Source organism: Bacteriovorax sp. Seq25_V (assembly GCF_000447795.1).
Taxonomy (GTDB): domain Bacteria; phylum Bdellovibrionota; class Bacteriovoracia; order Bacteriovoracales; family Bacteriovoracaceae; genus Halobacteriovorax_A.
The window spans coordinates 73573-86434 of record NZ_AUNI01000010.1; the positions used below are offsets into that span (position 1 = coordinate 73573).

General features: G+C 36.0%; 6 protein-coding genes. 4 read left to right on the top strand and 2 right to left on the bottom strand.

The window, feature by feature from the left end:
• Positions 1-96 precede the first annotated feature (96 nt).
• On the top strand, positions 97-3780 hold the full coding sequence (gene smc / locus M900_RS04495) for a chromosome segregation protein SMC (protein WP_021273674.1): 3684 nt from the start codon (positions 97-99) through the stop codon (positions 3778-3780).
• Positions 3781-3830: 50 nt separating this feature from the next.
• Positions 3831-4427: an outer-membrane lipoprotein carrier protein LolA gene (locus tag M900_RS04500; RefSeq protein WP_021273660.1), complete on the top strand. Its 597-nt coding sequence runs from the start codon at positions 3831-3833 to the stop codon at positions 4425-4427.
• 2 nt (positions 4428-4429) lie between these two features.
• Here the strand turns inward: M900_RS04500 and M900_RS04505 are convergent, their stop codons facing one another.
• Entirely contained in the window at positions 4430-6436 is a 2007-nt protein-coding gene (locus M900_RS04505) for a lytic transglycosylase domain-containing protein (RefSeq protein WP_157680539.1), read from the bottom strand.
• Between the two features lie 145 nt (positions 6437-6581).
• On the opposite strand from M900_RS04505, the gene rimO reads away from it, so the two are divergent.
• Positions 6582-7976, top strand: a complete 1395-nt coding sequence (rimO, locus tag M900_RS04510; protein ID WP_021273663.1) for a 30S ribosomal protein S12 methylthiotransferase RimO — start codon at positions 6582-6584, stop codon at positions 7974-7976.
• On the opposite strand, the gene M900_RS04515 is transcribed toward rimO, so the two are convergent.
• Positions 7973-11371 (bottom strand): putative Ig domain-containing protein, encoded by a 3399-nt coding sequence (locus M900_RS04515; protein WP_084703458.1) that lies wholly within the window; start codon positions 11369-11371, stop codon positions 7973-7975. The two genes, rimO and M900_RS04515, sit on opposite strands and share 4 nt — an antisense overlap.
• Positions 11372-11565: 194 nt before the next feature.
• Between M900_RS04515 and M900_RS04520 the strand changes: the two genes are divergently transcribed.
• Entirely contained in the window at positions 11566-12861 is a 1296-nt protein-coding gene (locus M900_RS04520) for a sigma-54 dependent transcriptional regulator (RefSeq protein ID WP_021273693.1), read from the top strand.
• Position 12862 lies beyond the last annotated feature (1 nt).

Here is a 12862-nt window from a genome sequence, read left to right on the forward strand (position 1 = left end):
ATTTTAAGTGTACGAATCCCTTCTGTTAATGGTAGATTGGGTGTCTAACACACAACACTAATTTAAAATTATTTATTTTGAGACGACGGAGTAAATGTGCAACTGAAAAGATTGATTATTCAGGGATTTAAATCATTCAAAGATAGAACGGTTATTAATTTCGATGATGGAATTACAGGAATCGTTGGGCCAAATGGATGTGGTAAATCTAATATCGTTGATGCCTTATTTTGGGTAATGGGAGAGCAGTCTGCCAAGCACCTCAGAGGTAGTTCAATGAAAGACCTGATCTTTGCAGGATCTTCAAAATATTCTCCAGGTTCGTTTGCAGAAGCAACACTTGTTCTAGAGAACACTACTGGTAAGCATATTCATATTGGAAATAAGGTGGCGAGTCCTTCTGAGATTCAATTGACAAGAAAGCTTTATAAAAATGGTGACACTGAATATCGTATCAACGGTGAACCTGCTCGTCTTAAAGATATCCAAGAAGTTTTCATGGATACAGGAGCTGGGGCGAAGTCTTATTCAATTATTGCTCAGGGTGAGATCAATAAACTTGTTCAAATGAAGCCGGTTGAGCGTCGTACGATGATCGAAGAAGTTGCTGGTATTACAAAATTCAAAATCAGAAAAAAAGAATCTCTAAAAAAGATTGAAGCTACAGAACAAAACTTAACTCGTCTTGCAGATCTAAAAATTGAAATTGAAAAGAACTTAAGATCGCTTCAAAAGCAAGCTGAGAAGGCAGAAAGAGCGAGAAGTTTAAAAGATAAAATTCAAAGAACAGAAATTTCTGTAAATGCTCACCGTATGTTTGACATGCTTAAAGAGCTTAGAGATGGAAGTAGTGAGCTTATTGAAAAGAAAATGCAACTTCAATCTTGGATTAATGAGAAGGAGCAACTAGAAATTTCACTAGAGGAAGAAAGATATACTCGCGAAGAAAAAGCAGAAGGAATTGAGAATCTTCAAAAAGAAAGAAATGAAATATCGAATAAGCTTGCAAAATCTGAAGAGAGATTAAACTCACTTTGTTCAAGTTTAACTGATAAAGAAAAACAATTAGAAACAAGACAACAAGAGACTGAAGATCTTAAGACTGAAATCCTTGAGAGAAGAGAGAAGCGTGATGCGCTAATCGAAGAGAAAGAAACTGTTGTTGCTTCAGCAAAAGAAGAATTTGACTACGAAGCTGAAGAAGAAAGAATTGAAGAATTAAAAGCAGAACTAGAACTTAAGAAGGAAGCTTTAAATGATCTTAGAGACTCTCTAACTGAAAAGAAAGAAGAAGTTTCTAAAATGGATCAACTTGCTTTCCAAAATAATTCTAAGCTTGAAGAATATGCTCGTTCTCTTCAAGATCTTGCAACTGAAATTGAAGCATTAGAAAAACAATATTCTGGTGTCTCAACTGAGATCGCAAAAGAAAGAGACGAAGTTAACGCTGCTGAAAAATTAGTAGAAGAGTTAACTTTTAAAGAATCGGTTTCAAAAAGAGAGCTTGAAGAGCTAACTCGTTTTGATAGAGATCTTGAAGCAACTTTAAAAACAAAAACAAAAGAACAAATTACTACTGAGTCTCGTTACAACTCTCTAAAAGAAGTTGCATCATCTTTAGAAGGTGCAAAAGAGGGAATTACTGAGTTCTTAAAAAACAATGAAACTGAAGCTTATAAGCTTTTAGGAAACCTTGTTAAGTGTGATGATAAGTACACTGCTGCTGTTGAGGCACTTCTCGGAGAGTTTTTCGATACTCTTGTGACAACTGAAGATGATCTAGGTCTACTAAAATCATGGGTAAATGATAACTCTGATAAGGCCCTAGAAATTCTTCTTGGTGATAAGTCTGCAGATCTTGTATCACCAGAAACAAAAGAGAGAATCTCTGTTAAGCTTGGACAAGAAATTGTAAGCCTTGCTTCTGTAGTTCAAATTCCAGAAGAATTTAAGTCAAGACTAACACCATACTTAGATGGATTATTCATTGTTGAGAATCTTGATCTTGATAAAGCAAAAACAATTTCAAGTGCGATTAACTTTATTGGTTTAACGGATATGTCTGGGAAGACAATCCTTAGAAATAGAAATAAGGCAACTGTTCTGGCCGTTAAATCAGCTGAGAATGAAGCACAAAGTGCTGTTGCTAGAAATAATAAAATTGAAGAACTTGAAGCATCTCTCGCTGTTTTAAACGAAGAAGTCGCTAAGCTTGAAGCACAAGTAGAAGAAAGCAATAATCTTGTTGCTGCCAAAGTTATTGAGCACGAAGAACTAAGAGATAAGCTTGCAAACTCTAAAGCTGACTTTGCCTCTAAGAAATCTGCTCTTGATTCTAAGCTTTCTGGAATGGAGAACGGTAATACAAGACTTGATATCTTAAAGTCTCGTCGCGATGAAACTTCAAAACTTCGTTTAGATATTCTTGAAAAAGAAGAGTCATTCTCTAAAGACAAATCTGCTATTGATGAAGAGCTTGAAGAAATCTCTGCATTAATTGAAGAAAGAGAAGCTGAATTTGAAGATGTTCGCTCTACTTACGAAGCAGATAGAGAAGTTCTAATGGCCAAACAAGTAGAAGCAAAGACTTTTGATCAAAGAGTGAAATCTCTAGAATCTCAAATATTAGATATCGAAGCTCAACTTGAAAAACAAGAACTTCGTATTCAAACAAACACAGAGTTAGTTGAAAAATTATCTGATGAGATGACTGTTGTTGAAGAAGAACTTCAAACTCTTGAAGTAAGTAATAAAGAGACTGCAGAGATCCTATCTGATAAAGATGAAGTACTTTCTCACCTAAAAGACGAATTATCTGAACTTCTTCTTAGTATGCAGGAGAGAGAAGATAGAGTTAAGGCCCTTGGAAAAGATATCTCTAAAACTGATAAAGAAGTCACAGAAAAAGAAGTTCGTTTCGAGCAGTACCTTGCTGAAGAAGAAGAGATTGTTAAGAATATATTTGAAAAGTATAGAGTGGATCTACGTGTTTCAATCGGTCGCTTCTTAGAATATGCTAACGAAGATTTCGAAAGACTTAATGACGTTTCTAGAATGTATTACATGGAAACTGAAAATGGTGTTGTTGAAGTTGAGGCCGTTTCTTATGACTTCGTAAGAAAATACGGTCAAGAATTGAAAGAACTTTCAAATAAGCTTAAAAACTATAAGAACGAGTATGTTAGACTTGGCGAGATTAACTGGCAGGCGATTGAAGATTATGACAGACAAAAATTACGTCATGACTTCTTAAAGGTTCAGGAAGAAGAGCTAAGAAAATCTTTAGAAGATCTACAGACTGCAATTAATCATATTGATGAAAAATCTAAAGAGAGATTTGCAATTGCTTTTGAAGAAGTTAACGTTCGTTTCCAAAAAGTATTCCCAATCATCTTTGGTGGTGGATCTGCAACTCTGAAGATTGTAGGAAATATTGATGACCCTGAATGTGGTCTTGATATTATCGCTCAGCCACCAGGTAAGAAGATGCAAAATATCAACCTGATGTCAGGGGGAGAGAAAGCGATGACAGCTGTATCTCTAATCTTCTCAATCTACCTTGTTAAGCCAGCTCCGTTCTGTCTTCTCGATGAGGTTGATGCCCCTCTTGATGATGCTAACGTTGGTAGATTCAACGAACTTCTAAGAGAGATGAGTAAAGAATCTCAATTTATTTTGATTACTCACAATAAGAAGACAATGGAGCTAAATGATACACTTTACGGTGTTACAATGCAGGAACCAGGTGTTTCAAAAGCTGTTTCTGTACAACTTCACTAATTTCAAAAAACAAATTATACTATTGGGGTCTATTAATCGGAGACCCCAATATGCTTAAATCATTTATCTTTCTTTTATCAATTCCGACTTTCGCTTTTATACCAAACTCATTCAAGATGAATTATACGCAAGAATTTAAATCGCAAGTGAGTCAGCAAAATAGAAGTGGAACAGGAGTGTTCGAATATAAATACCCAAGTAATTTAAAAATCGATCAAGAAAAACCAGAGAAACTTGTATATGTTTCGAATTCTAAAACCACTTGGATTTATCGTGCTCCACTATTTGACGACGAACCAGCTGAGGTAACTGTTCATAAGGGACAGGCCGCGAGCCTTTCAAGTTTTTTTGATATTCTAAAAGATGGACTAAAGACAAATGGAAACTATTCTGTCGCAATTAAGGGTAGTGAGGCTCTTTTAACATTTAACAAGTCAGCATCAAAATCAACTGGAATTAAAACTGCCACATTAAAATTTAATAAAGCTGATAGGCTAATCTTCGATGAACTTAATATTATCGATATTAGTTATACTGATGGTCGATTAGTTGAACTGAAACTTTCAAATATTGCAACAAAAGTTACATTTCCAGCCAAACATTTTGTTTTTGAAATTCCAAAAGGAGCGAAAGTACTAAAACAGTAGTCTTAGTACTTTCCTTGAGAAAAGAATCTGTCTGTTATCGAAAATGGCTCTTTACTTAAGAGCCTTTTATAAACGAGATAGTTTCTCGTAACAAGTTTCACGTAATTACGTGTTTCGCTATATGGAATTTGTTCAATAAATTCGATATCTGTTAGGCTCTTGTTGCGGCTTCTCCAACGGTGAACAGGGTTTTCGCCAGCGTTATAACTTGCCACAAAATTAATGAAATTAAAATTTTGCCTCTTCATAAGCTCTTCAAGAAGTATTGATGAGAGAGAAATATTTTTTTCAATATCATAAAGATCGTTAAAATCTTTGAACGCGATATTCGCTTTTTTTGAAAGTCGTTCGCCCTGTGCAGGTATAAGCTGTAGAAGGCCAAAGGCATCAGCCGGGCTTCGTGCGAATGGATTAAATGCAGACTCTTGTCTTGCAATAGACATTAGTAGAGGAGCGGAAACGTGCTCTGATCTATTCGCATTAATAAACTCATCACTAAAAGCTAGTGGAAACGAGTATAAAGGTGTTTCGCGAAGAAGATCTTCTTTCTTTTCTTTTGATAGAGAGAAGTACTTGAATATCATTTTGTCATAATAAGATGCTTGGTAATACTTTGATAAACTCGTGTTTGGATCATTATCAAGAATATTTTGTGCTAGTTCATCAAGATTGCAGTAGAGGGCCCAGGATAATGGGTCATTTCCATACTTAATTTTTTCTACTGAGTTTGGTAAAGTGCTTAGTTCATTTGAGTAAATATAGCTTAATTGCCCGTAATAACCATAAGGATCAGCTTTTCGTAGAAATCTTATTACATCTTGAGAGTCATCTTCTCTGTTAACCTTTTTCAAGATTGCTGCTTTCCAAAAATAAAATTTATAGTCTGGAGAATCTTCTTCTGTGTATTTTGATAGCCATTCTAAACTTAGGTTGTATTCCTTCTCTTTGTAGTAATACCAAGAGATGTTCCACAATGAATCATCTTTCAAGGATGCAAGTTCTTTTTCGTTTGAATCATTGGCTAAAGTATAAGCCTTCTTGTAAAAATTTATTGCTGTTTCAAGTTTATCCTCGTCTTCACTGATACCGCCAAGATAGAAGTAAACTTGTGCGAGGTGCTTATTTGCTAACTCTTTCAGTTTTAGTAGCCTACTCAGACGAGCCTTAGCCTTTGGGAATTGGTCATTCGTCCAGTAAATGCGTGCAAGAGTTATCGAATACTCAACATACTTATCGAGCCCGAAAGCGTTATCTTTTTTAAAGCTTAAAAACTTAACAAGACGTTGTGTTTGCTTGAGATAGGTTTCTTTATCTCGTTGAAGTTTGTAGCTCATGCGTACGCGCTCCCAAGCCTTAACTTGGTCTTCTAATGAAGTGTCTTTATGTCTTACAATTTTACGATAAAGCTCACGGGCATGTTTGAAATTTCTATTTCGCTCAAAGTCTCTTGCTACATCATACATATTTTCCAATGTTACTTCTCGTGTGTATTGTGGCGAAACATCTTCAAGTTTTTTATAAAGTTCTTCCTGAGGGAGTTTGTTTTTTTTTGCAATTTTAATTGCGTCTTGCAATAGATCTATTTTAGCTTTTTGAGTCTTCTGGTAATCAAGAAGAGTTAACTTGGCCTTAATGATCTCATCAGGAATTTTAGATTTTGATATGATACTCTCACTTAAATCAGCAAGTGACCAAGAGGGGAATGTTTCGAGTCTTTGAGATATATTTGAAATAAAAGTATCTTCTGGGTTACAGAGTAGAATGTACTTTGAAAGAAGCCATGGCGCCAATGGATGCTTGTCACTGGTTAACTCACGCAGCTCAGGGCAGCTTTTAAAATTCCTACTCTGGTCGTGCTCTTTTAACTTCAAAATAAGAAGAGCATTTCTTTGATCATCATTAGGATTCGAAAGCTTGGTAAGCTCGCTAAGTGGATTTTTTGGCGGAATGCCCTGTCGAGAACATGAGGCCATAAATAAGATCATTAGTATTATAGTTAAATTTTTCATCTCTTTTAGGATAGATGAACACGGGATAAGTATCAAGTCATTGAAAATACATTCACTTGACAGTGAAAAAATTGCATAAGCAGTTGAAAAAACATTGGATTGATTATAAAAGAGTCTAATTTTTCTTACTGGAGCATTTATTTTTATGGAAACCACTTCTAATAGCATGGATAAAAAGTTTATCGATAGAACAGTATTTTTTACTTCTTTAGGTTGTTCAAAGAACCTCGTAGATGCTCAAGTTATGCTTGGTCATATGGGACTAAATGGTTTTCAAGTTGTTTTTGAGCCAAATGAAGCAGAGGTAATAGTTGTTAATACATGCTCTTTTATTGAAGCTGCGAAACAGGAGTCTGTTGATACTATCTTAGAGCTTGCTGACTATAAAGAAGAAGATAACGGTGTATGTAAGGCACTTGTTGTATCTGGATGTATGGCACAAAGATATGCAAAAGAACTTGAAGAAAATCTACCAGAAGTTGATATGTTTATTGGCACAGGTGAATATCATAAAATTGTTCCTTTATTAAAAGCATTAGAAGAAAATAAATTAGAAAAGAAATCATTCGTTGAAATCCCGCGCTTTATTCACACGGAGTTTGATCCTCGTATGAATACTTCTCCATTTTATACAGCGTGGTTAAAAATATCTGAAGGTTGTAATAGAAATTGTACTTTCTGTATTATTCCAACTTTAAGAGGAAGACTAAGGTCGCGAACGGTAGAGTCTCTTGTGAAGGAAGCTCAAACACTTTCTGAGACTGGAGTTAGGGAACTTAATCTTATTTCTCAAGATCTTTCAGATTATGGTGTGGACCTAGATGAAAATAACAATTTATTTAATCTCCTTTCTGGTCTCGAGACGGTTGAAGGTGTCGATTGGGTTAGATTATTTTACTTTTATCCAGATGAGTTAACTGATGAAGTTATTGAAAAAATGGCAACATCTTCAAAAGTTTGTAAATACCTTGATATGCCAGTTCAACATTTTTCTGACTATGTTCTAAAGAGAATGAATAGAAAAATTACTGGTGAAAAGATCATGGAGCGTATCCAGAAGATCAGAAGCCGTATTCCGGGTATTGTTCTTAGAACTTCAATTATTGTTGGTTTCCCTGGAGAGAGTGAAGCTGATTTTGAAAAACTACTTGAAGGTATTAAAGAAGCTCGCTTTAACCATCTTGGAATTTTTAGATATTCTGATGAAGAGGGTACTCCTGCTTTCCGTTTAAAAGAAAAAGTGGATCAAGCAACGATCGATGAAAGGTTCGATAGACTTTTTGAAGTTCAAAAAGAAATCGCAAGAGAGCTAAATGAAGAATTCCTAGGACAGACAATTGATGTTCTTGTTGAAGGTACTCACGAAGATACAGATCTACTAATTGTTGGTAGACATTTCGGACAAGCTCCAGATATCGATGGAAAAGTTATTATCAATGATCTTGGAGATGTTGAGCTTAAAGAGGGTGACCTCGTAAAAGTTGAGATCACCGATGTTCTAGATTTTGATTTAGTCGGTAAAGTGGTGACGATTAATTAGAGATCGTCACCTGGGAATGAGTAGCTACCACTTCTAGTGAGAGCTGCTCCTGCATGATTTCCGATAATGAAGTTTACTGTTTTAAACTCATTGTTAGAAAGGACCTCTCTAACGATCACATCCTCTCCACCAATATTTACAGTTTCACCGGCTTTAATTTCAGTTTCAAATAAAGTTCCAGTCCCTGTTACAGTAAAGAAGTCTGCTGTCGCACTCCCTGTTCCTGTTAAGGCAACGGTACTTGGCGTAGGTGTTGTTGTTGCATCACAACCTGAAAGATTCGGTGCTAAAGTATTTGCCCAGTCATCAATTTGATTATAAGAATTATTAAATGGGTCTAGAGTATTATCATCCATCATATCTGCAAAGATTGAATCGATATTTTCATTTTGACTGAAGTTTCTATCAAACTCTCTGATATTTAGTCTAATCCTTGCTTTTATATCGTACGCTGAGTCGAGACACGTAAAAGTGTAGTATGGACTTGCCCCTTTAAAAGGATCAACATATTCAGAGATTGGCTTAGTTGAAGATAGATTTTTATAACGATCCCAGCTATTAGAGTATGTAATTGTTTCTGTGGATACAGTGTCCGAGTGACATGAGTTATTGAGCGCAAAATTAGCGATACTAATATTAGTCTTGTAGCCGTTATCAATTGGTGCGGTAATAGAATGTGTTGTCGTCGAATATCCATCATTTGCAGGTGAAATAATGCTCTTGATGCCACTTTCGATATTCGAAGTTGATGTAGCATCCCTTAAAGCTCCAGCAATACAGCTATTCCTATTTCCACCACAATCGATAGTTACATCTTCATATGTGTAAGTACAATCTGTAGGGGTATCAGGATCTGTAGCAATTGTCCACGATCTAACTATATGAGAACCCTCATCGCAATTTGGGAGAGAGTCATCTGAAGGTGTATTACATAGTGACTCTGCAGTCATGTCTGTAATTTGAGTACTACCTGCTGTGAAGGCTGCATCAGCTGTCGCTGAAGAATTTAAACCAGTTGTTGTGTAAAAAGCGTTTACAGGAATAGAACTAGCGGTACATGAGTTACTTGCAATTGTAGAATACTTTGTAGCAGTTCCTGTTTCAGAAGGTCTTCTATTATAGAAAGCATAAGGTCTGTAGCTGATAAATTCACACATCCCCTTACCAATAAGAGGTTTAAGTTTTGCACCCAGGTTATATAGATCAGATTCTCCAGCATCAAGCATACAGTCAATATCAACAATAGTTGTATCTTGAACAGTTGCAAATCCTAGAATATCTTCTTTATTAATGCGACATTTTTTGTTCTTATTTGCCTGGCCAGCTTTGTGAAGAATATAGCTTGGTGCATCTGTAGCATCTGTTACTTGGAAGTAGTCATACACTTGTATATGAAGTGTAATAGACTGTGAGCCGATAATGTTGGTTCCTGTTAAAGTATAGGCTGTTTTAGCATAAGATTTAGTAGGTGTTCCAGAGATCACCCCAGACGAAGAAGAGAGTGTTAAACCTTCTGGTAGTGCTGGAGAAATTGTATAAACAATATCATCACCTTTAACTCTAAAAGGTGAAATTATAGTTGGTTGTCCAACTTCAAGTTCAAGTTTTAAATTTGAAGCAACTTGGGTAATTGCCGTTCCGGCGTTGTATGGCTTCGTAGGATCAAGAATGTCACCATTGTTAAATGATACCTGAGTATTGAGTTGAATTTCAAGGTCACTCCCACTTAAAGCACTAACATATCCAGAAGCTGATTGATCTGAGATAACATCATAACCTTTTTTAAACCCAGCTCCTGTTGCAGCAGCTGCAAGAGTTGTTATCTGGTTAGGCGTCCAAAGGCTTATTACGGTTTGTGTTGTTGTTCCAGATACAGGGTTATTACTATCACATGAACTCGTATTAAAAATAGTTTGAGCTCCATCATCTTCAAAGTTGCCAGTTAAGCCTGTTGTATCTTTTGATTGTAGATAATAGATTGTATTTCCATCAATTTTAGTGATAGTCGCTTTTGCATTTCCTGACTGACAAATAATATAACCACGTGAAGTTCCACCAGGAGCAGGGTTATTGTAATCAGTGAATAGAGAAGCATCGGCAACGTTAATTAAACCAGAGATAAGCTCTGGGGCTTCTTGTATCTTTGCTTCAGCAGCCACAAATGTTTTTGCATTATCAACAAATTGGCCGTCAATAAAGTCAGTGTTAGAAGTTACTTCTACAACGACATAATTTGTAGTTTTGTATCGAACAATACCTGTTCCAAATGTTGTAAGCGGAGCAATTGGAGAAGAAGAAATGTCACTCCCAACTCTGAAAGCTGATGTATCATCTAATTGGAGAATTTTCAAATTTGCCAAAGAAAGCATTTCGGGTGCTTCAATGATACCTAGTCCAAAAGTGTATGTTTGGTTGGAAGACTGATTTTCAACGCTGAGTACATAGGTTTTCTTTGTTTGAGCAGTCGTCACTGTTCCGGTAATAAAACCAGTAGTCGTATCAAGAGTAAGTCCTGAAGGAAGAGCCGGACTGATGCTAAAAGTAACGCCGTTGTTGGCAACTAAAGCTGTTGCGCTTGATGACCCTGGATTGAGTTCAACTGTTGAGTTTGTTGGAAAATAAAAATTTACGTCCTCAATAACTGTTTCAGTGGAAACATATGCAGTTCCGTCGTCAAGCTCGTCACCAATAACAAACTTTGAGCTAACTGCAACGTCGACGAAAATATTGTCATTACCATCAACAAGATTAATAGTCCCTGAGCCACTATTCTTAGAGACAAGTTGACTTGCACTAGAAAAAGCAGCGTTCGAATCTACTGCTAGGCCCATTTTTCTTGTTGCTGAAGTTGCTCCAAAAGTAACATGAAAGTCATCTGGAATCTCAGCTTCAACACCGATATCAACACCAACAGGACCAAGTTGAACATCTTCTAGACTATTTGGGTCTCGATAAACGAGAGTAACGTAATAAGTAGATGAAACAACGGGTGTCGACGTTGTTGCAGTAATAACTCCAGTTGTAGTATTGAGATTCACTCCAGACGGAAGAGCGGGAGTGATTGTATAGCGCGGATTGAAATTATTTGCAGCATTGTTAGTTAATGCATTTTCAACCGGGAGTAGATCATTCAGATCTCCAGACGGATTAAGAAATGTTGTTGTGCCTGCAACAAAAATTGTGTCCGCATAGGATAGTGAAGTTGGTACGTTAAGTGTAGAAGCATCGATAGTATTCCCGTCGGAGTCTGTAAAAACGACTTCAGGGGTTTCAACAACCTCTTCCTTGACCTTTTTTACCGAATCTTCCTTGAACTTTGTTAGGCTATCCGGCATGCAGCCTTGAAACAAAACCAGTAATAAAATAAATGTGCTAATTCCTTTTAACGTTCTCATGACTATATTATCGACAATAAAACTTAAAAAGTTTAAGTTTTGCGAAAAGTCCTGTATTTATCGGCTTCTAGGCAATTTTTGTCCATGATCAATTAAGAGAAATTGACAAAAATCGTTGGCTTTTCAACATAAAATATTTCTATCTATCTAATATTATGTAATCACCTATAATTTACTAAGTAGTAGGTAAATATATGAAGATATTGATTTTAGAAGATGATGAAATGGCAAGAATGGGCCTGTCGCTCATGCTAAAAAGATATGCTCGGACCTTTGAGTATAGCCAAGCTCATCTTGTCTTAAAAGAAATTGATGATATCGAAGCAGATTTAGCTTTTGTTGATTTAGATCTTGAAGAGGATCTTATTGGGCTTGAAGTAATTAGCCGTTTGAGTGCAAGAGGTATTAAGACCATTGCACTTACAGGGCATGAGGAAGATAGTATCATCTCTCAGGCTTACGAGTTTGGAGCATCTGACTTCTTAGTAAAACCTGCTACCGAAGAACAAATTGAATTTGTTATTAATAAGCAGAGACTTGGAAAAATATCTACTGATGAGTTTAATATCTCTAAGCAAAACCTTGCAAAATTAAAGAATATCTTTTTAAAAAATCAAAATTTACTACTGACTGGTGACACTGGTACAGGAAAAACTTTTCTGGCAAAAGAGGTTCATCGCTATCTCTGTGAGCTTAGAGATAAGGTAGATCTTCCGTTTATTAGTGTTAATTGCAGTGAGCTTTCGAGAACTCTAATCGAGTCTGAATTATTTGGACATAAGAAAGGAGCTTTCACTGGAGCAAGTGAAGATCGAAAAGGACGCATTGAGAGTGCCAATGGTGGTGTTTTATTTATTGATGAGATTGGGGCCCTTGATTTAGAGACTCAGGTTAAACTTTTGAAAGTGATAGATGAAAGAATAGTGTATAGGGTTGGGGATAGCGAGCCACGTAAAGTAGATTTCTTGTTAATAACAGCGACATGTGATGACCTGGAAAGAAATATCAAAGAAAAAGTATTCCGTCATGATCTTTTTCAAAGAATATCCGATATACAGATTAGACTTCCATCATTCTACGAATATACAAACTCACAAAAAATAGAGTTCATAAGAAAGATTATAAAGTTACAACCAAGAAGAATTGTTATTTCGAATGAGGCCTTGGAATACCTATGTTCTCGACACTGGCCGGGTAATTTAAGAGAGATCACAAAGGCATTGAAAGAAATAACTGCTTCTGGAACAGGTGTGATCGGCCTCGAATATATGTACGAATACTTCTCTGGTCATGAAAAAGATTTTATTTCGAGAGAAGGACTTGATGGATTTGAAGATGTGGTGCTAGAAGTTGGACTACCTAAGTTTATCGAAGAGGTTGAAAGATACTTTATTCAAAAAAGGTATGGGCAAAATCAACAGAAAGCGAGAACAACAATTAATGAGTTAAAAATTTCGAATAATATGTTTTATAAGTATATAAAAAGGTAAT

What these genes read in the sequence shown, in the direction of transcription:
- M900_RS04515 (WP_084703458.1), bottom strand. Translation starts at nt 11,371, where the DNA reads ATGAGAACGTTAAAAGGAATTAGCACATTTATTTTATTACTGGTTTTG.
- rimO (WP_021273663.1), top strand. Translation starts at nt 6,582, where the DNA reads ATGGAAACCACTTCTAATAGCATGGATAAAAAGTTTATCGATAGAACA.
- M900_RS04505 (WP_157680539.1), bottom strand. Translation starts at nt 6,436, where the DNA reads ATGAAAAATTTAACTATAATACTAATGATCTTATTTATGGCCTCATGT.
- M900_RS04500 (WP_021273660.1), top strand. Translation starts at nt 3,831, where the DNA reads ATGCTTAAATCATTTATCTTTCTTTTATCAATTCCGACTTTCGCTTTT.
- M900_RS04520 (WP_021273693.1), top strand. Translation starts at nt 11,566, where the DNA reads ATGAAGATATTGATTTTAGAAGATGATGAAATGGCAAGAATGGGCCTG.